This window comes from Polaromonas eurypsychrophila (assembly GCF_014641715.1).
Classification (GTDB): domain Bacteria; phylum Pseudomonadota; class Gammaproteobacteria; order Burkholderiales; family Burkholderiaceae_C; genus Polaromonas; species Polaromonas eurypsychrophila.
Genome location: NZ_BMIG01000003.1, coordinates 115,575 through 135,500 on the forward strand (window position 1 = coordinate 115,575; position 19,926 = coordinate 135,500).

Annotated in this window: 27 protein-coding genes; 9 read left to right on the forward strand and 18 right to left on the reverse strand. The window is 63.8% G+C overall.

Going from position 1 to position 19,926, the window contains the following annotated elements; translation table 11 throughout:
- Positions 1-7: 7 nt before the first annotated feature.
- Together IEX16_RS05435 and IEX16_RS05440 are read right to left on the reverse strand one after the other, a co-directional pair.
- Positions 8-793, reverse strand: a complete 786-nt coding sequence (locus IEX16_RS05435; protein WP_188707337.1) for a crotonase/enoyl-CoA hydratase family protein — start codon at positions 791-793, stop codon at positions 8-10.
- Positions 787-1,074 (reverse strand): DUF2917 domain-containing protein, encoded by a 288-nt coding sequence (locus tag IEX16_RS05440; RefSeq protein ID WP_188707338.1) that lies wholly within the window; start codon positions 1,072-1,074, stop codon positions 787-789. Before IEX16_RS05440 ends, IEX16_RS05435 begins: the two co-directional genes overlap by 7 nt.
- A 17-nt stretch (positions 1,075-1,091) precedes the next feature.
- Between IEX16_RS05440 and IEX16_RS19930 the strand changes: the two genes are divergently transcribed.
- Positions 1,092-1,370, forward strand: a complete 279-nt coding sequence (locus tag IEX16_RS19930; RefSeq protein ID WP_229676201.1) for a LysR family transcriptional regulator — start codon at positions 1,092-1,094, stop codon at positions 1,368-1,370.
- 68 nt (positions 1,371-1,438) lie between these two features.
- On the forward strand, positions 1,439-2,092 hold the full coding sequence (locus IEX16_RS05445) for a LysR substrate-binding domain-containing protein (protein ID WP_229676202.1): 654 nt from the start codon (positions 1,439-1,441) through the stop codon (positions 2,090-2,092).
- Between the two features lie 21 nt (positions 2,093-2,113).
- Here the strand turns inward: IEX16_RS05445 and IEX16_RS05450 are convergent, their stop codons facing one another.
- Positions 2,114-2,860, reverse strand: a complete 747-nt coding sequence (locus tag IEX16_RS05450; protein WP_188707580.1) for a pyridoxamine 5'-phosphate oxidase family protein — start codon at positions 2,858-2,860, stop codon at positions 2,114-2,116.
- Between IEX16_RS05450 and IEX16_RS05455 the strand changes: the two genes are divergently transcribed.
- Complete coding sequence (locus tag IEX16_RS05455; protein WP_229676203.1) at positions 2,859-3,389, forward strand: LysR substrate-binding domain-containing protein; 531 nt, start codon at positions 2,859-2,861, stop codon at positions 3,387-3,389. The two genes, IEX16_RS05450 and IEX16_RS05455, sit on opposite strands and share 2 nt — an antisense overlap.
- Before the next feature lie 9 nt (positions 3,390-3,398).
- Here the strand turns inward: IEX16_RS05455 and IEX16_RS05460 are convergent, their stop codons facing one another.
- Positions 3,399-3,893, reverse strand: coding sequence for a hypothetical protein (locus tag IEX16_RS05460; protein WP_188707340.1), 495 nt, complete (start codon positions 3,891-3,893; stop codon positions 3,399-3,401).
- A 319-nt stretch (positions 3,894-4,212) separates the two neighbouring features.
- On the opposite strand from IEX16_RS05460, the gene IEX16_RS20290 reads away from it, so the two are divergent.
- Positions 4,213-4,557: a LysR family transcriptional regulator gene (locus IEX16_RS20290; RefSeq protein WP_308421327.1), complete on the forward strand. Its 345-nt coding sequence runs from the start codon at positions 4,213-4,215 to the stop codon at positions 4,555-4,557.
- Here the strand turns inward: IEX16_RS20290 and IEX16_RS05470 are convergent.
- The 5 genes from IEX16_RS05470 to IEX16_RS05490 are packed head-to-tail and all read right to left on the reverse strand — an operon-like array spanning position 4,549 to position 8,412.
- A complete protein-coding gene (locus IEX16_RS05470) occupies positions 4,549-5,184 on the reverse strand; it encodes a hypothetical protein (RefSeq protein WP_188707341.1) in 636 nt (211 codons plus the stop codon). The genes IEX16_RS20290 and IEX16_RS05470 overlap by 9 nt on opposite strands.
- Positions 5,185-5,186: 2 nt before the next feature.
- Complete coding sequence (locus tag IEX16_RS05475; protein WP_188707342.1) at positions 5,187-5,699, reverse strand: carboxymuconolactone decarboxylase family protein; 513 nt, start codon at positions 5,697-5,699, stop codon at positions 5,187-5,189.
- A gap of 36 nt (positions 5,700-5,735) precedes the next feature.
- A complete protein-coding gene (locus IEX16_RS05480) occupies positions 5,736-6,719 on the reverse strand; it encodes a Bug family tripartite tricarboxylate transporter substrate binding protein (RefSeq protein ID WP_373288280.1) in 984 nt (327 codons plus the stop codon).
- A gap of 14 nt (positions 6,720-6,733) precedes the next feature.
- Positions 6,734-7,549: an SDR family NAD(P)-dependent oxidoreductase gene (locus IEX16_RS05485; RefSeq protein WP_188707344.1), complete on the reverse strand. Its 816-nt coding sequence runs from the start codon at positions 7,547-7,549 to the stop codon at positions 6,734-6,736.
- Positions 7,546-8,412 (reverse strand): amidohydrolase family protein, encoded by an 867-nt coding sequence (locus tag IEX16_RS05490; protein WP_188707345.1) that lies wholly within the window; start codon positions 8,410-8,412, stop codon positions 7,546-7,548. The genes IEX16_RS05485 and IEX16_RS05490 overlap by 4 nt, the downstream gene beginning before the upstream one ends.
- A 108-nt stretch (positions 8,413-8,520) precedes the next feature.
- Between IEX16_RS05490 and IEX16_RS05495 the strand changes: the two genes are divergently transcribed.
- Positions 8,521-9,423 carry a LysR substrate-binding domain-containing protein gene (locus tag IEX16_RS05495; protein ID WP_188707565.1) on the forward strand — a complete coding sequence of 301 codons (903 nt, stop codon included), beginning with the start codon at positions 8,521-8,523 and terminating at the stop codon, positions 9,421-9,423.
- 166 nt (positions 9,424-9,589) lie between these two features.
- Positions 9,590-10,978, forward strand: coding sequence for a glutathione-disulfide reductase (gorA, locus tag IEX16_RS05500; protein ID WP_188707346.1), 1,389 nt, complete (start codon positions 9,590-9,592; stop codon positions 10,976-10,978).
- Here gorA and IEX16_RS05505 read toward each other — a convergent pair.
- The 8 genes from IEX16_RS05505 to phnG form a co-directional block, all read right to left on the reverse strand.
- Positions 10,975-11,202 (reverse strand): hypothetical protein, encoded by a 228-nt coding sequence (locus tag IEX16_RS05505; protein ID WP_188707347.1) that lies wholly within the window; start codon positions 11,200-11,202, stop codon positions 10,975-10,977. The two genes, gorA and IEX16_RS05505, sit on opposite strands and share 4 nt — an antisense overlap.
- A gap of 142 nt (positions 11,203-11,344) precedes the next feature.
- Positions 11,345-12,484: an alpha-D-ribose 1-methylphosphonate 5-triphosphate diphosphatase gene (locus IEX16_RS05510; RefSeq protein WP_188707348.1), complete on the reverse strand. Its 1,140-nt coding sequence runs from the start codon at positions 12,482-12,484 to the stop codon at positions 11,345-11,347.
- 14 nt (positions 12,485-12,498) lie between these two features.
- A complete protein-coding gene (gene phnL / locus IEX16_RS05515) occupies positions 12,499-13,197 on the reverse strand; it encodes a phosphonate C-P lyase system protein PhnL (RefSeq protein WP_188707349.1) in 699 nt (232 codons plus the stop codon).
- A gap of 35 nt (positions 13,198-13,232) precedes the next feature.
- The gene (gene phnK / locus IEX16_RS05520; protein ID WP_188707350.1) at positions 13,233-14,060 is read right to left on the reverse strand and encodes a phosphonate C-P lyase system protein PhnK; all 828 of its coding nucleotides are present in this window, start codon (positions 14,058-14,060) and stop codon (positions 13,233-13,235) included.
- Complete coding sequence (locus IEX16_RS05525; RefSeq protein ID WP_188707351.1) at positions 14,057-14,962, reverse strand: alpha-D-ribose 1-methylphosphonate 5-phosphate C-P-lyase PhnJ; 906 nt, start codon at positions 14,960-14,962, stop codon at positions 14,057-14,059. Before IEX16_RS05525 ends, phnK begins: the two co-directional genes overlap by 4 nt.
- On the reverse strand, positions 14,959-16,104 hold the full coding sequence (locus IEX16_RS05530; protein ID WP_188707352.1) for a carbon-phosphorus lyase complex subunit: 1,146 nt from the start codon (positions 16,102-16,104) through the stop codon (positions 14,959-14,961). The genes IEX16_RS05525 and IEX16_RS05530 overlap by 4 nt, the downstream gene beginning before the upstream one ends.
- A gap of 79 nt (positions 16,105-16,183) precedes the next feature.
- Positions 16,184-16,783, reverse strand: coding sequence for a phosphonate C-P lyase system protein PhnH (phnH, locus tag IEX16_RS05535; RefSeq protein ID WP_188707353.1), 600 nt, complete (start codon positions 16,781-16,783; stop codon positions 16,184-16,186).
- Positions 16,780-17,244, reverse strand: coding sequence for a phosphonate C-P lyase system protein PhnG (gene phnG / locus IEX16_RS05540; RefSeq protein ID WP_188707354.1), 465 nt, complete (start codon positions 17,242-17,244; stop codon positions 16,780-16,782). The genes phnH and phnG overlap by 4 nt, the downstream gene beginning before the upstream one ends.
- 97 nt (positions 17,245-17,341) lie before the next feature.
- On the opposite strand from phnG, the gene phnF reads away from it, so the two are divergent.
- Genes phnF through phnN form a run of 3 tightly spaced genes read left to right on the forward strand, consistent with a single transcriptional unit; the run spans position 17,342 to position 19,394 of the window.
- Entirely contained in the window at positions 17,342-18,115 is a 774-nt protein-coding gene (gene phnF, locus IEX16_RS05545; protein ID WP_229676204.1) for a phosphonate metabolism transcriptional regulator PhnF, read from the forward strand.
- Positions 18,112-18,807 carry a DUF1045 domain-containing protein gene (locus IEX16_RS05550; RefSeq protein ID WP_188707355.1) on the forward strand — a complete coding sequence of 232 codons (696 nt, stop codon included), beginning with the start codon at positions 18,112-18,114 and terminating at the stop codon, positions 18,805-18,807. The genes phnF and IEX16_RS05550 overlap by 4 nt, the downstream gene beginning before the upstream one ends.
- Positions 18,804-19,394, forward strand: coding sequence for a phosphonate metabolism protein/1,5-bisphosphokinase (PRPP-forming) PhnN (gene phnN, locus IEX16_RS05555; RefSeq protein WP_188707356.1), 591 nt, complete (start codon positions 18,804-18,806; stop codon positions 19,392-19,394). The genes IEX16_RS05550 and phnN overlap by 4 nt, the downstream gene beginning before the upstream one ends.
- On the opposite strand, the gene IEX16_RS05560 is transcribed toward phnN, so the two are convergent.
- A complete protein-coding gene (locus IEX16_RS05560) occupies positions 19,337-19,918 on the reverse strand; it encodes a phosphonate degradation HD-domain oxygenase (protein ID WP_188707357.1) in 582 nt (193 codons plus the stop codon). The genes phnN and IEX16_RS05560 overlap by 58 nt on opposite strands.
- Positions 19,919-19,926: the final 8 nt, after the last annotated feature.

The window sequence follows — 19,926 nt, forward strand, 5'->3', positions numbered from 1 at the left end:
GCTGCCCTCACTGGTGGCAGAACACCGGCCGGCGCTTTTCCAGGAAGGCGGCAGTGCCCTCACGCGCATCCGGTGAAGCCACCGCAACCATGAACTGCGCCGCCTCGATGGCCAGGCCCTCGTCGATGGACGCATTGAGCCCGCGCGTCACGGCGCGTAAGGCGGCCGTCACGGCCACGGCGGAGTTTTTGGCGATGCTGTCGGCCATCTGCAGACAGGCTGGCAGCAGTTCATGGGCCGGCACCACATGGTTGACCAGCCCGATCAGCAGGGCTTCCTCGGCGCTGATGGCGTCGCCGGTCAGGATCATCTCGTTGGCGCGCTTGCGCCCGATGTGGCGCGGCAGGCGCTGCGTGCCGCCAAATGGCGGCGGAAAACCGAGCCGGATTTCTGGCTTGGCAAAAGTCGCGTGTTCCGCCGCAATCGCCAGACTGCAAGCCTCCATGATTTCGCAGCCGCCGCCGAAAGCGATGCCGTTGACACCCGCGATGATGGGTTTCGGGTAACTCTCGATGCGCCGCGTCATGGCCTGGCCGCGCAGGACGAAGTTGCGGTATGCGGCCTCGGGCGATGCGGCGACGTCCGGCGCAAAGCCTGCGATGTCGGCGCCCGCGCTGAAGGCCTTGTCGCCCTGCCCCGTCAGCACGAGGCAACGCACGCCGTCGTCGCGCTCCAGGGCATTGAGTCTGTCCATGAGCTCGTCTATCAGTTCATAACTCAGCGCATTGAGTTTGTCGGGGCGATTCAGGGTGAGCACCACATGTTGGCCATGGCGCTCGGTTTCTATCAGCATGTTGCCTCCAGGGAGTTTCGGGCAAAGGTAGCGGGGGATGAAAATGACAGGACGCCGCAACCGAGCGGGGCGCTGACAAAGTAGGTCGCGGCTTGCGGCGTGACAAAGGACTGGCCGCTGTGCAGCACGACGTCGCTGTCCGGGCCGCGTCCGGCAAGCGCATCGCTGGTGATCCAGAGGCAACCGCCGGTGCAGGTCAGGACCTGACCGCGCCGCAGACGCAGGGGTTTCGGGATGTGCCCGAGCGTCAGCGGGGCTTGAAGGGTTAGCGGGGCAAGCATTGTGGTCTCCTTAAAAAGTGTGGTTTGATTCTTCCCTCGTACCGGCCCGCGCGGCCGGATGGTTTGTCATCCGGGGTATTCCTGCCATTCATGCCATGCTGAGTCCTTCTTCTTCCCATGCGCTGCGCGCCATGTCGCTGGACGCGATACGCGGCTTTGAATCGGCGGCGCGGCACCTGAGCTTTACGGCAGCGGCCGAGGAGCTGTGCATCACGCAGTCAGCGGTCAGCAAACAGATCAAAAACCTGGAAGAGGCGCTGGGAACGGCGCTGTTTCTGCGCGCGGCAAGGGGCTGAGTCTCACGCCGCAGGGTCGCGAGCTTTATGAGACCGCCCGAGCGGCTCTCACGCAGTTGGCTTCGGCCGTGGACCGCCTGCTGGCGGTCGACCGGGCGTCGGTGGCCGTCACCACCACACCCTCATTCGTCGCGCTGTGGCTGGCGCCCAAGCTTGCGAAATTCCAGCTGCTCGAGCCCGCCATTGACGTGCGCGTGGACGCCTCGGAGGCGCGCGTAAACCTGGAGCGCGAAGGCATGGACCTAGCCGTGCGGCTGAGCCCTGTGTTGCCCGACAGCGAAGGCCCTCCGCCCCTGCTGCAGGAGCAAGCCTTGCTGGTCGCCGCGCCGGCCATCGCGGCGCGCATCCACTGCGACGCCGACATTCTGCACACGCCGCTGCTGGTGTATCACGATCCGGCCACCCGCTTTTCCTGGATGTCGTGGACAGCCTGGTACCAGCGGCTCGGCCTCAAGCAGTCGGCCCGGCAGCCATGCCTGTATTTTTCGCAGTACGAACACGTGCTGACCGCTGCCGTGCAAGGCGCTGGCATCGCGATAGGGCGCACGCCTCTGGTGCTGCCGCTGCTGGGCAGCGGCCAGCTGAAAGTCGTCCTGCCCGGCCATACGGTGGCGGGCCTGGGTTACCGCATCGTGACCTCGGTCCACAGCGCGCAGCGGCCGGCAGTCCAGAAATTTCGCGCCTGGCTGGAGCACGAATTTGCGCGGGAAGCCATGGGCTGAAGCGACTCAATAAGTGACGACCTACTGCCAGACGCCGGTTGCGTCCAGTGCCGGGGAGGGTTCCGCCGCGCCCCAACGCAAAGGCAGCGCGGCATGCAGCCGCCTGACCGTCTGCACCCTGAGACGCAGCAGGCGCTGCGCACCGTCGAAAGCTTCCTGCTCGGGTCCGTCCCACACGATCTCGGCGCTTGCCGCCAGGTAGAGCAAATCGCCATTGGCGAAGTCGATGAACAGCAGGCCGGCACGGGGATTGACGGCCATGTTGCCCAGGGTGTTGAAGAATAAGTTGCCGAGGAAGTCCGGCATGGTGAGAGTGTTGTCGGCATCGACCCGCACAAAGCCTGGCTTGCCGCCGCGGTGCGAGACATCCACGCCGCCGGCCTGCCCGGCCTGCACGCTGTCACCAGCATAGGCGGTGGCGATGAACACGGTGTCGGCTGCCTCCACCAGGCGCCGCGCCGCCCCATCAAGCCCGGCGGAGTCATGAAGGAGAGGCTTGTGCGGCTGCTGACCACTCACATACACCGGCTGGCGAGCCTGGATGTATTTGGGGCAATTGCCAAAACTCTGGCTCACGCACACCTGAAATCCCGTCTGCGTCACGCCCTGCACCACCCCGTTCATCCGGTTGCGCCGTCGTGTATGCGGCTCAATGCCCAACATGTCCAAGGGCGCGCCGTCCGTCAGCGTGCTTTGCAGCGGGTCACCCGCCAGTGGCTGTGCGTGCAGCAGCAGGCGGCGGGGGTCCGGCGACTCGCGTTGCAGCATGGTGCTGGCGGACCGCGTGGTCAACCTGCTTGAAGAAGGCATCGATGTGGGCATCCGCATCAGCGAACTCCATGATTCCTCCCTGATTTCGCAACCCGTGAGGCATATCCGTCACGTCGTGGTGGCCAGCCCGGCCTGGCTGCGGCGCCACGGCACGCCAAGCCATCCCAGGGACCTGCTCAAGGCCAACTGCGTGCGTGTCACCGACCATGCACCGACCTGGGGATCCTTCAACGTCCGTGGCCGCCCACTGCGGCTGGCGGTGAGCGGCAATCTGGAATTCAACCAGAATGCACCCGCAGTGGCCGCCTGCGCCGCCGGCATCGGTCCCGGCAGCTTTTTTTCGTATCAGGTCGCGCCCTTCGTGAAAAGCAAACAGCTGCGCATCATCCTGGAAAATTTTGAGCCGCCGCCCCGCCCCATCAGTGTGGTCTATCCCCATGCGCGCCTGCTTCCCATGCGCGCCCGGGTTTTCATCGACTGGATTCGACATGAACTGCGGGAGTTTCGGCTCCAAGAGCCTGACTGACCCGGCATGTCAGCCTTTGTCCGGCACCATCGTCTCCAGGACCTGCATCAGAACGGGCGCAACGAGATGAAGAAATTCGACCTCTCCAGTGGGCACAGGCACCGGGCCCGGATTAGCGTGGGCCAGCCAGCCAAAATGCCTTCCATCAGAGTGAAACAGCTGGATGCCGCAAAAGCCGCGGAAATGTTTGCGGCCGGGATGCACACAGCAGCGTTCGTCCACCAGACCATCGGCGGTGACGAAAACCGGCTCGATCAACATGAATTCAAAAAACGTTTGCGTCACCGGCACCAGGTCGCGACTGGGGATGTACAGCAATTCACGGTCATGAACCATGACACGCCGGGCATGGGGGAGTTCGCACTTGTAGATAAAGGTGAAGCGGTAACCCGTGCGCGTGTTCAGAAAATCCAGGGCCACCCCCAAGCCACCGACAAGCAGGACCTTACTGAACGAATCGACTTCGACGGCCAATGCAGGGGAGGAGGCAGAAACAGAAGTCATGGAAAGATGGCTTGCAAACGCGACGCGGTGTCACATGCCCAGTCTGGGGCTTTTTCTGCCGAAAACAAACGGTGTTTGCCCGCCCGGCCGGTCGCGCCTCTGCCTTGACAGCAAAACAGCCCCACGCCCTGATGTGGCGGTCGCCTTCAGCTATCCTTTTTGTACTGAAGTCTCCGCGCCGCACAGGTTCAAGTCGCTACAGGCATGCTGCAACCTTCTGTTCCGCACCAACAGACCCTTTTATGCAAAATTTTGATTTCGACCTGTTTGTCATCGACGGCGGCAGCTGAGCTTCACCGCCGCAGCCGAGGAGCTGTGCATCACGCAGTCGGCGGTCTGCAAACAAATCAAATCCCCGGAAGACGCGCTGGGCACGGCGCTGTTCCTGCGCAGTGGCAAGGGGCTGAGCCTGACACGGCAAGGGCGCGAGGTTTATGCGAAGGCCCGCGTATCGCTGGCGCAACTGGCCTCGGCTGGAACCGCCTGCTGGCGGTCGACAGGGGATCAGTGGCGGTCACCACCACGCCCTCCTTCGCCGCGCTTTGGCTGGCACCCAAACTCGCGGGCATTCCAGTTACTGAAGCCAGCCATGAACGTGCTGTACCACCGTCACGCCAGTCTCCACAAAGCGTTGCCAACCTTTGCTACGAAGCCCCTACTTTGATGGCTGGCGCAAGTCCAGAAGGCGACCGGCCAAAGAAAACATGGTGCGCCGCGTGTTGGTGAAGTGCGGCCGCATCTGGCTGCTCCAGTCGGTGTTGCGGACCGCGAGCCACGCATCGCAGCCCAGCGTCTCTTGGGTCACCAAGTCATAACAGGCATATGACAGCGGGCCGTGGTCATGGTTGAGGTAGCGGCTGGCACGCACACAGCCCGGCACCGCCGCAAGCCCGGGCATGTGTTCGTTGTCGTACCAGCGGGCAATTTCTTCAGCCCAGCCAGTCTCGGGATCAGTCTCCACCACGTAGTGGAAAGCAGGCAACTCGCCGCTGGACGCCCCAAGGATGTCAAACATGCGCGACAGGCGCGATGTACGAACGCCGGAGGCCGAAGGAAAGTTGCGCTGAAAGGCCGATTCCAATTCAGCCAGGTTGGCTCTGTTCACCGGCCGCGGTTCCGGCAACGCGATGGATAGGTACAACATCTGAGAAGTGCCCGACCAGACGGGATGCAACTGTGCACCAGCCAGGCATGGAAAACCGGCCAGCCAGACACCGGAACACATCATGTCGGCCACCACCTGAGACGGCACGGCCGCCTGCACCAGCACAACGTCGGTTGGAACAGCCATCGTCAATGCCCGATCCGCATGGCCACCAGAAACCGCGACACCATGTTATAGGCCGCGATGGTGACGGTCAGGTCAATCATGGCCTGCGCAGTCAAACCGGCCTGGACCGATTCGAACAAGGGCGCCGGCACATCGATGTCCCGGGTCATGGCGTCGGTGAGCAGCAAGACCTTGCACTCGATACCGGAAAAAATGGGGTCTATTGCCAACTCGCGCAGTGCCGCAATTTTTTCCTCGCGGACACCGGCTTTCAGCGCATGCGGAACATGCGCATCGAACTCGTAGAGCGCCCGGTTCAGCACTGCCACACGCAAAATTACCATTTCGCGCAGATCCGCCGCCAGGCTGCTGCGATTGCGCACAGCGCTTAACAACTGCTCCCAGCCTTGTGCCATGGCAGGGCTGTTGAGCAGCACCTGGTACAGCGGCGAGACGCGGCCGCGCTCTGCCGCAATGACTGCTTCCAGTGTGGCCAGTTCTGGGCGGCTGCCGGGAAGGACAGGGTCAATTCTCATGAGCGCAATCGGGCGTTGTGGAGCGGTGCCAAGTTCTCACTCGGGCTTGATGTTCTTGGCCTTGATCACGCGGGCCCATTTGGCGGTGTCGTTCCTGAGCAGGGTGGCCAGCTCGACCGGACTGGACGCTGCGGGAACGGCGCCCGACGCCATCAGCTTGGCTGCGACAGCCTCATTGCCCAGAGTGCGCCGCACCGCGCCATTCAGACGCTCGATGTCGGCAGCCGGGGTGGCCTTGCTCGCAAACAGGGCATACCAGTTGTCGGAGTCCACGCCCTTGATACCCATCTCGTCGAAAGTCTTGACTTCAGGCAGCAGGGGATGACGCTTGGCGGCCGCGATGCCAATCGGCTTGAGCTTGCCGGCCTTGACGAAACCAATGAGACCGGGAATGTCGCCGAAGAAACCATCCACATGGCCGGCAACCACGTCCGTGATGGCAGGTGCCGCGCCTTTGTAGGGTACATGCAGCAGTTTGGCCTGGGTGGCGTCGGCCAGCAGTTCCATTGCCAAGTGCGGCACGCTGCCTATGCCCGACGAGGCCATGGTCGCACCTTTGGATTGCTGTCGGGCATTGGCGACGAACTCGGCACCGGTGTTGGCTGGGTTGGTGGCATTAACCACCAGCAGTTCGACGTTGTTGACGACCAGCGATACCGGCGCAAGATCACGCACCGGGTCGTACGGCAACTTGTCGTACAACGGCGGATTGATGGCCACCGCGCCCACGCTGGTCAGCCACAGGGTCTGACCGTCGGGCGCCGAGCGCGCCACATATTCCGCCGCAATCGCGCCATTGGCGCCTGCCTTGTTTTCCACGATGACCTGGTGGCCCAGCTCCTTGCCGAGCTGCTCGCCAATGGCGCGCGCTACAAAATCCACGGGCCCACCGGACGGAAACGCCACCACGATCCGGGTTATTTTTCCCTGGGCCAAAGCCGGCAGACCGACACCCAGCACTGTAGCGGTCAGAAGAGCGAGAGCGGACCGGCGCTGAAAAGTTTTTTGTCTCATAGTCATTTTCCTTCTATTGATCAATCGCAACGAACAGACATACCCCCATCAACCACCAGCTCGGTGCCAGTGATGAAGCGGGCTTCCCCGGAAGCCAGAAAAAGTGCCGCGTTGGCGGTGTCGCGACCGTCGCCCATGAAGGGCAGCGGAATACGCGATTGCCGCTGCGCCAGCAGCGCGCTCACGTCACCGCCGGTGCGCTGTTTAGCCAGCCGCACATCAACCATGGGGGTATAGAGCTGGCCCGGAACCACGGTGTTGACGCGTATGCCGGCCTTGGCATACTGAACCGCCACCACGCGGGAAAACTGGATCACGCCAGCCTTGGCCGAAGCGTAGGCCACCTGGGCCGCGCCAGTCCAGCGCGTGCCGGAAGTGGACGCAATGTTGACGATCGCCCCGCTACCCTGACGTTCCATGCCCGGCAACACATGTTTGCAGGTCAAGAAGACGCTTTTTAGATTGTGGTCCATCTGGGCTTGCCAGGCTTCCTCGCTCAGCTCGACCGGCCCGCCCGCCGCTGAGCCGCCCACGTTGTTGACCAGCACGTCGATGCGCCCAAAACGCTCCAGACACTGGGCTACCACTGCAGCCACCGCATCGAGTTGCGTGACATCGCAGCTCGCGGTGGTGATCTCGCCGCCGGCCTCTTCGACCAGGCGCACGGTTTCCTGCAAGCGTTCAAGGTCGCGGTCCACCGCGAACAGGCGTGCGCCTTCCTGCGCAAAACGCACGGCAATGGCGCGCCCATTGCCCCAGCCCGGGCCTACCGAGCCGGCCCCCGTGACCAGCGCCACCTGACCTTGAAGGCGTCCGGCTACAGCCGCGCCGCTCATGCCTCAAACCTGTAAAACCGCTGCGGGTTGCGCACCAGCAATGCCTCGAGGGCCGGCAAGGTCGGCGCGATCAACGCCAGCAAGTCCACCAGCTGCCCGTCGTCAGGGACATGGTGGTGATTGGGATGCGGCCAGTCGGTGCCCCAGAAGCATTGTTCCGGAAACTCCTGCAGGAGGTGGCGCGCCAGCGCCACACCCTCGGCATACGGGGCACCCGGAGACACGCGGTCCACCCCGCTGACCTTGACATGAAAGCGGGGGTCTTCAAGAAGCGTGCACAACGCACGGAAATCAGCATGGTTCTCGCCGAGCGTCGCATCGACCCGCGCGATGTGGTCGATCACCACCGGCACGGCCGACTGTTTGAGCACCGGCGCAAGTTCATGAATCAGGCTGCTTTCGAAATGCACCTGCAGGTGCAAGCCCAGAGGCGCGAGGCGCTGCGTCAGCGCGACCACCTGCGCCGGTGTGGCGCCCTGCCCCAGATGCTTCATGAAATTGAACCGCACGCCGCGAAAGCCGGCCGCCTGCAAGCGATGCAGCTCGGCATCGCTGACGGTGTGCGGAACCAGCGCCACGCCGAGGTAACGTCCACCGCCTGCGCGTATCGCGTCCTCGACCACGCCGTTGGCAAAACCATGCACCAGCGACTGCACGATCACGCAGCGTGTGATGCCCAATTTCCGGTGCAACGCAAAAAGCGTTTCCTTGGACGCATCAGCCGGCGCGAGGGCACTGTCGGGGGAGAAGGGAAACGCCGCAGCCGGGCCAAACACATGCACATGGGCATCGCAGGCGCCGGGCGGCAAGTGCAGCCTGGGTGTGGACGGCTTGCGCATGTAAGTCAAAACAGCTTGGGACATGCGCCTATTCTGGTCGGGAACACCCGTTTTTATCCAACACTTTTATCAATATCAGTTATTTAATAAACCATTGGACTAAACTTCTGCCCTGACAATCCGGAGCCCGCCATCGATCTGCGCCGCCTTGAATATTTTGTCGCCGTCGCAGAAGCCGGGAGCTTCAGCCAGGGCGCGGCGGCGCTGCACATGTCGCAGCCCGCGCTCAGCCAGCAGGTCGCCCTGCTGGAGCAGGAGACCGGCCAGCGCCTGTTCACACGCACCGGCCGCGGCGTGGAGCCCACCGAAGCCGGGCTGGCGCTGCTGGTCCACGCGCGCGGCATTTTCGAGCTGGCGGAAAAAGCCCGCGTGGACATGCGCGAACGGGAGCTCACACCCAGCGGGCGCATCACCATCGGCCTGCCGCCGCGCGTGGCGCATGCGATGACTGCGGACATGGTCCAGCGTTTTCGCAGCGAGTTTCCCGATGCCGCCATCAGCGTCGCCGAAGGCCTGAGCATTCGCCTGCGCGAATGGCTGGTCGCCGGCCGGCTCGACGTCGCCGTGCTGTTTGACCCGCCCGCCTCGCCGCTGCTGCACATGGAAACCCTGGTGCGTGAGCCGCTGGTGCTCATGGCCACCACCCTTCTGCCAACGCGCATGCGTCTGGCCGAAGTCGCTGCCCTTCCGCTGGTCCTGCCAAGCCGGCCCAACGCGCTGCGCCAGTTGCTGGAAAAGGAAGCCCAGCCCAAAGGCCTGACGCTGAAGGTGGTGGCCGAGGTCGACTCGATCCAGACCGTGCTGTCGCTGGTGGCGCGCGGCGTGGCGGCCACGGTGCTGCCGGCCAGCTCACTGCGCGAATGGACCCACGGCGCGCCACCATCCATTGCCGCGATTTATGCGCCGGTGATCCGCAACCGCCTGGTACTGGCGGTTCCCAGGGCCCGGCCGGCGACCCGGCTGAGCCGTTTTGTCGTGCAGCTGACGCGGGAACTGGCCGAAAGCCACTACGGCCAGGATGCACAGGCGCATTGAAGCCCGGTACAGCCAGCGTCCGATGAGCGCGCAGCCAAGCATCAAATCAGGCTCCAGCCCTTATCTATCCGGCGCAAGCAGCTATCATTTTTATAACAAATATCCCGCACAATGCGGGTTCAAGCCACTGCAGGCATGCTCAGGCAGAACTCCAGTAAAGAAACATATGCAAACTTTTGACTTTGACCTGTTTGTCATCGGCGGCGGCAGTGGCGGTGTGCGCGCCGCGCGCATGGCGGCCCAACGTGGGGCGCGTGTGGCGCTGGCCGAGGTGGCGGCCATGGGCGGCACCTGCGTCAACGTCGGCTGTATCCCGAAAAAACTTTATAGCTACGCCGCCCACTATGCCGAATCCTTCGAGGAGTCGCACGGTTTCGGCTGGGCCGGCGAAGCACCGGTTTTCAACTGGGAGGTGCTCAAGACGAACCGCGCCAAGGAGATCACCCGCCTGAACGGCATCTACCAAGGCCTGCTGGCCAGCGCCGGTGCCACCATCATCACCGGCTGGGCCACGCTGGTGGACGGTCACACCGTCAAGGTCGATGAAAAAACCTTCACCGCCAAAAACATCCTGATCGCCACCGGCGGTACACCGACGGTGCCGGCCGTGACGGGGCGCGAACACATCGTGACCTCGGACCAGATGTTCGACCTGGCGCCTTTTCCGAAGCGTCTGCTGGTCGTCGGCGGCGGCTACATCGCCTGCGAGTTCGCCTCTATCTTCAACGGCCTGGGTGCCGAAGTGATTCAGGTGCACCGCGGCGAAAAACTGCTGACCGGCTTCGACGATGACGTGCGCAGCTTTGTCGCCGTCGAGATGGCCAGGTCCGGCGTCCGGCTGCAGTTCGGCGCCGAAGTCGCCGCCATCGGAAAAGCCGCCGATGGTCTGACGGTCGAGATCAAGGGTGGCGCCGCGGCCTTCGCTGTGGACGCCGTCCTTTACGCCACCGGGCGCGTACCCAACACCAGCGGCCTGGGCCTGGAGTCCGCCGGCGTCAAGCTCAATGCCAAAGGCGCCATCGAGGTCAACAGCCACTACCAGAGCTCGCTGCCCTCTGTCTATGCGCTCGGCGACGTGACGGCGCGCCTGCAGCTCACACCGGTGGCGCTCGGCGAGGCCATGGTGGTGGTGGATCACCTGCTGGGTGCTGCCGCCGGCAAGAAGCCGCGAAGCATGAGTTACGAGTTTGTGCCGACGGCGGTGTTCACGCACCCCAATGTCGGCACGGTCGGTTATTCAGAGGCCGACGCGCGCAAGGAATTCGGTCAGGTCACGGTGTTCCGCGCCGATTTCAAGGCGCTCAAGCACACCCTGAGCGGCAGTGGCGAACGCACGCTGATGAAACTGCTGGTCGACGATGCGACCGACCGCGTGGTCGGCCTGCACATGGTGGGACCGGATGCTGGCGAGATTGTTCAGGGTTTTGCGGTGGCGATGAAGGCCGGCGCCACCAAAGCCGTGTTCGACAGCACCATCGGCATTCACCCGACAGTGGCAGAAGAATTTGTCACCATGCGCGAGCCGGTGAAGGCCGCGCCGGCTTCAAAGGCTTAGGCGGCCTCGTCGGACTCTGGCGCTAGCACGATGTTGGCGCGTTCAATCGCCGCATCAAAAGCAGCCAGATCGGCATCGGCCTGGAAGGCGGCACGCGTGTCCAGCGGGTGAAACACCTGATGCTGCAGCCGGCGCAGTGAATCCGATTTCTCCATCGCCTCCAGCACCTGCTGGGGCGCCATCATCAGCGCAAACGGATTGGCAAGCGGGGTATCGATTCTCATGGTAGCTCCTGGGATGAGTCCGTGGCACAGCGATGTGTGGATGGCTGTGACTGTAGGAGAGACTTGAAATTTCGGCTAGTCAGCAAGCAGCCAGATCGCATGTAGGCGTCCGGCTGACACACGCATCGCCGCGTCCGACACGTCAGAAAGCCCGTTCTCCCAAGTGCCAGGCGCCACGCACGATGGGCATGCCGCCACTTTTTCGCACGCGGATCAGGTCGGCGCGCAGGCCGGGCGCCAGCTCGCCGCGGTCGGTCAGGCCAATCGCGTGGGCCGGGTTGCGGGTGACGGTGTTGACGGCTTTCGGCAGACTCCAGCCTGCGGTTTCGCACAGCAGAAAGGCCGATTGCAGCAGACTGGCAGGCACGTAGTCAGAAGAAAAGATGTCCAGCAGGTCGAGCCGGGCCAGCTCGGCCGCCGACACATTGCCCGAGTGCGAACCGCCCTTCACAAGGTTGGGCCCGCCCATCACGATGGCAATGCCCGCATCACGTGCCGCCTGCGCCGCTGCCACCGTGGTCGGAAATTCCGAGATAGCGATGTTTTCCTCGCTGGCCTGTTCAACATGGCCGACTTCGGTGTCGTCATGGCTGGCCAGCGGCAAGCCGCGCGCATGGCTGGCGGCAATCACGGCGGCGCGATTCGGGATGGCGTAGCGCAACTGGTGCGCCGTGAGTTCCGCCACCAGCGCCTCGTACTGCGCATCGTCGAAGCGGCCGTAACGCTCGGAATAACGCCGGTATTTGGACAGGTCGCGCCACTGGCGCTGGCCCGGCGTGTGGTCCATCACGCTGACCAGCTCCAGCAGCGAGTCGTCGGCATAGCGCTCGAAAACCTCGACGATGTCGGGCGCCGAAATTTCGCAGCGCAGGTGCAGCAGATGCTCCACCCTAAGCAGGCCTTCACCCCGGCACTCGTGCAGCGCCTGGATGGAGACATGCTGGGTCTGGCTGCGGGCGCCGCCGCGGTCCATGTCGCCGATCACGATGGAATCGAGCACCGTGGTGATGCCGGCGGCGGCACACAAGGCGTCATGCATGACGGTGGCCGAATGGGCATTCCACAACACACCGGGGCGTGGCACCAGGTGTTTCTCGAGGTTGTCGGTATGCAGTTCAACCAGGCCCGGCAGCAGCCAGTCGCCAGCCCAGTCTTCAGCACTTGCCACAGAGGTATCGCCGCTGTCTATGGATTGGATGTTTGGGCCCTCGATCACCATGCAACCGGTGAATTCCTCCTTGGCGGTGACTATCCTGGCGTTCTTGATAATGCGTTGCGTCATGTGTGATTTCCGGTTCAGTGGGAGGGGCGATGCTGTTCAACGTCAAAGCAGCGGCTCGCCACCGCTTCGCGGACCTCGTCGTCGTGAAAAATTCCGATGATGGCCGCGCCCCGGTCACGCGCAGCCCGGATCAGGTCCACCACAACGGCGCGGTTGTCTGCATCCAGCGAGGCGGTCGGTTCGTCCAGCAGCAATACCGGCTGGCCGGCGATCAGGCCGTGTGCAATGTTGACGCGTTGCTGCTCACCGCCGGAAAAAGTCGCGGGCGGCAAATGCCACAGCCGCTCCTGCAGGTTCAGGCGCGCCAGCCACTGCGCGGCCTGGTCGCGTGCCTCTTCGGCCGCCACACCGAGCCGGCGCAGCGGCTCGGCCACGATATCCAGCGTGGAGACACGCGGTATCACGCGCAGAAACTGCGACACATAACCCAGCGTGCGGCGCCGCACTTCCAGCACCTCGCGAGGTTCGGCATGCGACAGACTGACCCATGCCTCGTCGTGGCGCACACGCACCTCGCCGGCGCTGGCGCTGTAGTTGCCGTACAGACAGCGCAGCAAGGAGCTTTTGCCACTGCCGGAATGGCCGGTCAGCGCCAGGCATTCGCCGGGAAGGACGCTGAGGTCTATGCCAGAAAAGACCGGCAGCTCGAGCCCGCTGCGACCGTGCAGGGTGAAGGTTTTTGAAAGTTGGGTGGTTTCAAGCAGGGCAGTCATGATGGGATCGCGTGAGGAATGTCGAAGGGGTGGCCTCAAGGGGTGAGCACCGAGGACACCAGCAATTGCGTGTAGGCGTGCTGCGGGTCGTCGAGAACGCGGTCGGTCAGCCCCTGCTCGACCACCTGTCCGTCCTTCATGACAAGCATGCGGTGCGCCAGCAGGCGCGCCACCGCCAGGTCATGGGTCACGATCACCGCCGCGAGCTGGAGCTGGTCCACCAGATCGCGCAGCAGGTCGAGCAAGCGCGCCTGGACCGACACATCAAGCCCGGTTGTCGGTTCGTCCATGAACACCAGCCGCGGGTGTGTGACCAGGTTGCGCGCAATCTGCAGGCGCTGCTGCATGCCGCCGGAATAGGTGCCAGGCAGGTCGTCAATACGGTCCACGTCAAGCTCGACACGCTCCATCCAGTCAAGTGCCTGACCGCGCAGCTTGCCGTAGTGGCGGCTGCCCAGGGCCATCATGCGTTCGCCGATGTTGGCGCCACCCGAGACATTCATGCGCAATCCATCGCGTGCGTGCTGTTCGACAAAACCCCAGTCTGTGCGAGCCAGCCAGCGCAGGCGAGCCTCGGACAGATTCGCGAGATTTACCAAACCGGCTGCGCTGCGGGCGGGCGCAGCGCCGGCGGCACCGGCCTCCTCCCGCACGTCGTAATGCACCGAGCCGGCGTCACAGGCCAGGCGTGCGGCCAGCAGGCGCAGCAAAGTCGATTTTCCGGAACCGGATTCACCGACCACCGCCAGCACTTCGCCGGGGTAAAGGTCAAAACTCACATCGCGGCAGGCCCAGCGCAGGCGGTTTGCCTGCATGAACTGTTTGCCGGCGCCGCGCACAGACAGAAGAAGATCGCTGTTCATCGTGCGCCCTCCACACCGGCTCGCGTCAGCACATCGGGCATCTGCACCGCCTGTTGCGTCCCGGTGTGCCCGGTATCGCGGCGCTCGCCGCAGTAGTCGCTGTCCGAACAGACAAACAGGCGACTGCCTGCGTCGTCCACAATCATTTCATCGAGAAAGCTGTCGGCCGCGCCGCACAACGCGCAGGCATGGTCCCAGCGCTGCACCTCGAACGGGTGGTCTTCGAAATCTAGGCTGCGCACAGCGGTGTAAGGCGGAATCGCGTAAATGCGTTTTTCCCGCCCGGCCCCAAAAACTTGCAGCGCCGGATTCATGTGCATCTTGGGGTTGTCGAATTTTGGTATTGGCGAGGGCGACGTCAGGTAACGCCCGTTGACCAGCACCGGGTAGTCGTAGGTCTTGGAGATCGCGCCGAGTTGGGCAATGTCTTCGTAAAGCTTCACGTTCATCAGTCCGTACTCGGCCAGCCCATGCATGGTGATGGTTTCGTGGCGGCGTGGTTCGAGACGAAACAGCGGCTCTGGCATGGGCACCTGGTAGACCATGATCTGGCCTTCCTTCAGGGCGGTTTCAGGAATGCGGTGCCGGGTCTGGATGATGCTGGCTTCCGTCGTTTTTTCGGTGGTTTTCACGCCGGTGGTGCGCGCAAAAAATCTCCGGATGTTGACTGCATTGGTCGTGTCGTCGGCGCCCTGGTCGATCACCTTGAGCACATCCTCGCGCCCGATGATGCTGGCGGTGACCTGCACGCCGCCTGTGCCCCAGCCGTAGGCAAAAGGCATTTCGCGTGAGCCGAAAGGCACCTGATAGCCGGGGATGGCCACGGCCTTTAGCATAGCGCGCCGGATCATCTTCTTGGTGCGTTCGTCCAGAAAGCCGAAGTTGTAGTTCTCGTCCATCATGCGGCTTTCTGTATCGTGGTCACCGTCTGCCCAGGGGTTGTTTCCCCCTGGTCGGTCTGCTTTTCCTGCGCGTGGGCGGCTCGCAGCTTGCGCACCAGTTCCAGCTCGGACTGGAAGTCCACGTAATGCGGCAGCTTCAGATGCTGCACAAAACCGGAGGCCTCAAGGCTGTCCGCATGCGACAGCACAAACTCTTCGTCCTGCGCGGGAGAGGTCACCAGTTCGCCCAACTCGCGCGCGCGCAGCGACCGGTCCACCAGTGCCATGGCCATGCTTTTACGTTCGGCCCCGCCGAAGGCCAGGCCGTATCCCTGGGTGAACTGCGGTGGATGCTCCCGGTTACCGGCAAACTGGTTGATCATCTGGCACTCGGTCAACTCGATGTCCCCAATGTCGATGGCAAACCCGAGTTCGTCGGCCTGGATTTCCACCGCGACCTTGCCGCGCCGGATTTCACCGGCAAACGGATGGCTGTTGGCATAACCGCGCTGGGTGGAATAACCCAGCGCCAGCAGCCAGCCTTCGTCACTGCGCGCCAGTGCCTGCAGGCGCAGCGGACGATCGGCCGGGAACATCAGCGGATCACGCGTCAGGTCGCCGGGCTGCGCCTGCGCGCCTGGCTGCGGGGTTTCCATCAGGCCCTCGCGCGCCATCAGTTCATTGACACGTGGCATGCTGTCCGGCAAGGTCTGCGCTGGTTCGGCGGGCGTGTGCTGCGGCAGCTCATCGTCGTTTTCGGCGAGCAGGGCAAAGTCAAGCAGGCGCTGGGTGTAGTCGTAAGTAGCGCCCAGCACCTGGCCGCCGGGAACATCCTTGAAGGTCGCCGAGACCCGGCGTTCCAGTTGCATGCGTGCGGTGTCCATGGGCAGGCTGTAACCAAAACGCGGCAAGGTGGTGCGGTAGGCGCGCAACAGAAAAATCGCCTCGACCAGGTCACCGCTGGCCTGCTTGATCGCGAGCGCGGCCAGCTCCGGGTCGTAGAGCGAACCTTCCGACATCACACGGTCCACCGCCAGCGGCAACTGCTCGCGGATCTGCGCCACCGACAGGGCCGGCAGCGTAGTGTCGCCGCGGCGCTGCGCAGCCAGCAGACGCCAGGAGGCTTCGATGGCGGCGGTGCCGCCCTTGACTGCAACGTACATGGCTAGGCCTCCTGACGAGCCGCCTCAAAGGCGGCCTGCGCCCCCTCGGGGGGCAGCGAACAAATGTGAGCGCGGGGGTTCATGCAATTCCCTCCAACCGGCGTACACGGGTGGTGCGCGGCAAACCCAGCGCGGTATCCGCGCAGGTAAAAACAATGTCCACACCTTGCGGGAAGGCTGCATGGTTGGCCTGCCACTGGGTCCAGAAACTTTCGGGCAGGCCGGCAAGCCGAACCGTCTGCATCTCGCGTATGCCTGGGCCATGCCATTCCACCGCCGGGCCATCGCTCATGGACGCAACCTCGATCAGCAAGGTGGCCGCCTGCTCCGGGAACTCCACAGACCCCGCCGAAAATGCATAAAGCGGGGGCATGGCAGCAGCGTCAGCGATCACCGCGAAAGTCGCTTGTTCGGGCGAGTCCGCCAGCGTAGCGCCGCTATGAAAACGCAGCCAGTCAGCGGCACTTTCAGGTTGCTGCCACCAGACCGGTGTATCGTCATCGCTCAGCGCCAGCAACAGGTGCGCCATCGCCGGGCCGAGGCCAAGACCGGGGACCGGACGGCCGATGACTCTGGGCTGTCCCGGCCGCGAGAGCGCCTCCAGCACACCCCGGAAAGCCGCCTGGGCCTCGTGCACCGGGTCGACAAAACCGGAGCTCAGTGGCTGCTGCTGATTCATGCGTCACCCCGCACAAAGGTAAAAAATTCGACTTTGGACGTGGCGGCCGAACGGCTCGTGGCCTCGCGCTGCAACGCCTGCCGTTGCTGCATGGGCGCAATGAAGTCGCGCTGCAGCCGGGCCTGGCGCGTCTCGTCCTGCAGCAGCGCGTCGAACAGTGCCACCAGCTCGGCCTTGCGGCGGTCGCGTCCCAGCGTGTAGCCGACGCCCAGCGCACCGGCGCCCACCCGTACCGCACAACGCGTGACGGTGGCCTCGCCGAGGTTGAAGGCATCGCCGGTGCCACCGACCCGGCCCCGCAACATGACCATGCCCGGCTCGGGCGGCCGGACATGTTCGACGGGTGGCAGGTCGCCGAGTGTCGTCAGCGCCTGCTCCAGTTCGTCCCGTCGGGCACGCGACAACACGCCCAGCCAGCGCTTGCGGGCGGCCTGGTTTTCATGATCAGCCTGGTTTGTCATACAGATGTCTAAATCAGTCACTAGAGTTGACAGCAGTGCAAGAAAAGCTGCACATCGAATGCAAGAGAAGCCTAGTTCAACCGGACAACATGACCAAATGATGACAAGCGAACGTACTTTTCCCAGCGCTCCCGGCAGACGCAGCGGCGTGGCGGTGTGGAAGCAGATTGCCGACACACTGAGCACGGAAATCCGCAACCGCGCCTTCTCCGCCAGCGGCCGTCTGCCCAGTGAAAATGAACTCTCGCTACGTTTTGGCGTGAACCGCCACACCCTTCGCCAGGCTGTCGCGGCCCTGCAGCTTGATGGCCTGGTGCGCATCGAGCCGGGACGCGGCACCTTTGTCCAGCACGAGCTGCTTGACTACGTGTTATCGCGCCGGACCCGCTTCAGCGAGAACCTGCAGCGCCAGGGACTGCTTCCCAGCAAACAGTTGCTGACCGCCCGCGAAATGACTGCCCCGGAGCGTGCCGCACACGAACTCCGGCTGGACAAGGGGACCAAGGTGCTGATGGTGGAGATGCTGGACGAAGCCAACAACCAGCCGATTGCGCTGGCCACCGCGTACTACCCCGCCGCACGATTTGCCGGCTTGCTGGAGATGCTCAACGACGGAACCAGCACCACGGACATCCTGCGACATTTCGGTGTCGCCGACTACGTGCGCGCGGAAAGCCGCATCACCACACAAATGCCCTCCGATGAAACCGCACGCCTGCTCAAGCAGGCCACCAGCCGACCGGTGCTGAGTGTCGAGTGTCTCGACGTGGACATGGACGGACGGCCCATCAAATATGGCGAGACGGTTTTCTGCGGTGACCGGGTGCAACTGGTGGTCAGCGCCGGTCGGGACGCAGGAGAAAGCGCATGAGTGCGCGTTACGCGATTTATTTTTCGCCGGCCAAACACTCTGCCTGGTGGACCTTCGGTGCGCACTGGCTCGGCCGCGATGAACACGGCGACACCGAACGGCCTCAGCCTGAGGCGCTTGGGATCAGTCCCGCAGAGCTGACAGGCATTACGGCCGAGCCGCGTCGTTATGGATTTCACGCCACGCTCAAAGCCCCTTTTCACCTTTCGGCCGGCCACGACGAGGCCGACGTGGTCGCGCGCCTGGGCCGTCTTGCACAGACGCTGGCATCCGTGACACTGGGTCCCCTAAAGCTAGCCAATCTGGGCAACTTTATGGCTTTGGTCCCCGAGGCTGCGCCGGAAGGTTTGCAGTCGCTGGCTGCAGCCTGCGTCACCGACCTGGACGACCTGCGGGCGCCACTGAGCGAGGCGGAACTCGCCCGCCGTCAAAGTGCCGGACTTGATGCGCGTGAAAGAGAGTTGCTGGCGTTGCATGGCTATCCGCATGTGCTGGAGCGGTTTCGCTTCCACATGACGCTGACCGGGCCGGTCGACATGGCGGCAGCCGAACGCGTCAGCGAGGTCCTTGCCCGCGACGTGGCATGCCTCAATCTGGAGGCTCCCCTGACACTGGACCGGCTCTGTCTGTTTGTCGAACGAAAACCCGGGGCGCCGTTTCAGCGCGTCATCGACATCCGCTTGCGCGCATGAGCACCGCGCAAAAGACCGGCGCCTGGGTATTTATTTGCGGGCCGTCTGGTTCGGGCAAGGACAGCGTGATCGCGTATGCACAACAGGCGCTTGCGGCCCGGAGCGACATCGTCTTCACACGGCGCTTCGTCAGCCGTCCTGTGCACGCGGGCTCCGACCACGATGCGCTGACGCCAGCGGCTTTTGCTGCGCTGGCACAGGCGGGTGGCCTGAGTTGGCACTGGCGGGCCCACGGCTTCTCATATGGCATCGCCAGGCACTATGACGAAGCCGTCGGGGCGGGATGCCTGGTGATCGTCAACGGATCACGCGAGCACGTCAATGGTTTGCCAGCTTCGCCCGACCGGCTTGTGCTTCACATCACTGCGGAGCCGACGGCACTGGCCCAGCGCCTGTTGCGGCGCGGCCGCGACAGCGCCGAAGCGGTGGCACGGCGCCTGGAACGCAACGCGGATTTCGACGCCATGCCCGCCGACTGTGTGATTTTTAACGACGGCGAGCTGGCTGACGCTGGCCGGCAGCTTGCAAACTACCTGGAAGAATCCACCCTGTCGGCAGACGCGGGGCCCACGCAGCGGGCGCGCTGAAGCACAGCGGCATAGTGTGTCCAGTCGGGCGTTGAAGCCTCCGGAATTTTGACGCCATCGTCCCAGCGCCGTAGCGCCACCGCATCGGCGGCAAACGCCTGATCGATGAAGGCCGCGGCTTCTTCCGCCGAGAAAGGCCCGCCTTGCAACGCCAGGCTTCGTTGGGAAGCCGGCGACAGGCCAGCCCAGTAGCCCGGGTCTGCCTGGCACAGGTAACGCTTGGCATCCACATGCATGCGTATCGGTGCCAACACGGCATCCGGAAACACATCTCGCAAAAACGGCAGCGCCATGAACTGGTGCAGGTCGTCCACTCCCACAGATTTTGGGCGCTGTTCGGGGGCGAGCAAATGTCCCAGGTCATGCAGCAGCGCCGCCGCGATCAGCGCCGGCGTCGCTCCCGCCTGCTCGGCCAGTTGCGCGCACTGCAGCGCGTGCTGTTGTTGGGTGACGGCCTCGGACCCGTATTGCACCGCTCCGTTCGTATGGAACAGCTCCGTGATCTCATCAAGTGTCAACGCCATGTTGCCCG

What these genes read in the sequence shown, in the direction of transcription:
- IEX16_RS05475 (WP_188707342.1), bottom strand. Translation starts at nt 5,699, where the DNA reads ATGAGAATTGACCCTGTCCTTCCCGGCAGCCGCCCAGAACTGGCCACA.
- IEX16_RS05525 (WP_188707351.1), bottom strand. Translation starts at nt 14,962, where the DNA reads ATGATGGACGAGAACTACAACTTCGGCTTTCTGGACGAACGCACCAAG.
- IEX16_RS05440 (WP_188707338.1), bottom strand. Translation starts at nt 1,074, where the DNA reads ATGCTTGCCCCGCTAACCCTTCAAGCCCCGCTGACGCTCGGGCACATC.
- IEX16_RS05490 (WP_188707345.1), bottom strand. Translation starts at nt 8,412, where the DNA reads ATGTCCCAAGCTGTTTTGACTTACATGCGCAAGCCGTCCACACCCAGG.
- IEX16_RS05560 (WP_188707357.1), bottom strand. Translation starts at nt 19,918, where the DNA reads ATGGCGTTGACACTTGATGAGATCACGGAGCTGTTCCATACGAACGGA.
- IEX16_RS05455 (WP_229676203.1), top strand. Translation starts at nt 2,859, where the DNA reads ATGGTGCTGGCGGACCGCGTGGTCAACCTGCTTGAAGAAGGCATCGAT.
- phnN (WP_188707356.1), top strand. Translation starts at nt 18,804, where the DNA reads ATGAGCACCGCGCAAAAGACCGGCGCCTGGGTATTTATTTGCGGGCCG.
- IEX16_RS05450 (WP_188707580.1), bottom strand. Translation starts at nt 2,860, where the DNA reads ATGCTGCAACGCGAGTCGCCGGACCCCCGCCGCCTGCTGCTGCACGCA.
- IEX16_RS05470 (WP_188707341.1), bottom strand. Translation starts at nt 5,184, where the DNA reads ATGGCTGTTCCAACCGACGTTGTGCTGGTGCAGGCGGCCGTGCCGTCT.
- IEX16_RS05460 (WP_188707340.1), bottom strand. Translation starts at nt 3,893, where the DNA reads ATGACTTCTGTTTCTGCCTCCTCCCCTGCATTGGCCGTCGAAGTCGAT.
- IEX16_RS05480 (WP_373288280.1), bottom strand. Translation starts at nt 6,719, where the DNA reads ATGACTATGAGACAAAAAACTTTTCAGCGCCGGTCCGCTCTCGCTCTT.
- phnH (WP_188707353.1), bottom strand. Translation starts at nt 16,783, where the DNA reads ATGAATCAGCAGCAGCCACTGAGCTCCGGTTTTGTCGACCCGGTGCAC.
- phnK (WP_188707350.1), bottom strand. Translation starts at nt 14,060, where the DNA reads ATGAACAGCGATCTTCTTCTGTCTGTGCGCGGCGCCGGCAAACAGTTC.
- IEX16_RS05435 (WP_188707337.1), bottom strand. Translation starts at nt 793, where the DNA reads ATGCTGATAGAAACCGAGCGCCATGGCCAACATGTGGTGCTCACCCTG.
- IEX16_RS05485 (WP_188707344.1), bottom strand. Translation starts at nt 7,549, where the DNA reads ATGAGCGGCGCGGCTGTAGCCGGACGCCTTCAAGGTCAGGTGGCGCTG.
- IEX16_RS05530 (WP_188707352.1), bottom strand. Translation starts at nt 16,104, where the DNA reads ATGTACGTTGCAGTCAAGGGCGGCACCGCCGCCATCGAAGCCTCCTGG.
- IEX16_RS05505 (WP_188707347.1), bottom strand. Translation starts at nt 11,202, where the DNA reads ATGAGAATCGATACCCCGCTTGCCAATCCGTTTGCGCTGATGATGGCG.
- phnG (WP_188707354.1), bottom strand. Translation starts at nt 17,244, where the DNA reads ATGACAAACCAGGCTGATCATGAAAACCAGGCCGCCCGCAAGCGCTGG.
- IEX16_RS05510 (WP_188707348.1), bottom strand. Translation starts at nt 12,484, where the DNA reads ATGACGCAACGCATTATCAAGAACGCCAGGATAGTCACCGCCAAGGAG.
- gorA (WP_188707346.1), top strand. Translation starts at nt 9,590, where the DNA reads ATGCAAACTTTTGACTTTGACCTGTTTGTCATCGGCGGCGGCAGTGGC.
- phnF (WP_229676204.1), top strand. Translation starts at nt 17,342, where the DNA reads ATGATGACAAGCGAACGTACTTTTCCCAGCGCTCCCGGCAGACGCAGC.
- IEX16_RS05550 (WP_188707355.1), top strand. Translation starts at nt 18,112, where the DNA reads ATGAGTGCGCGTTACGCGATTTATTTTTCGCCGGCCAAACACTCTGCC.
- phnL (WP_188707349.1), bottom strand. Translation starts at nt 13,197, where the DNA reads ATGACTGCCCTGCTTGAAACCACCCAACTTTCAAAAACCTTCACCCTG.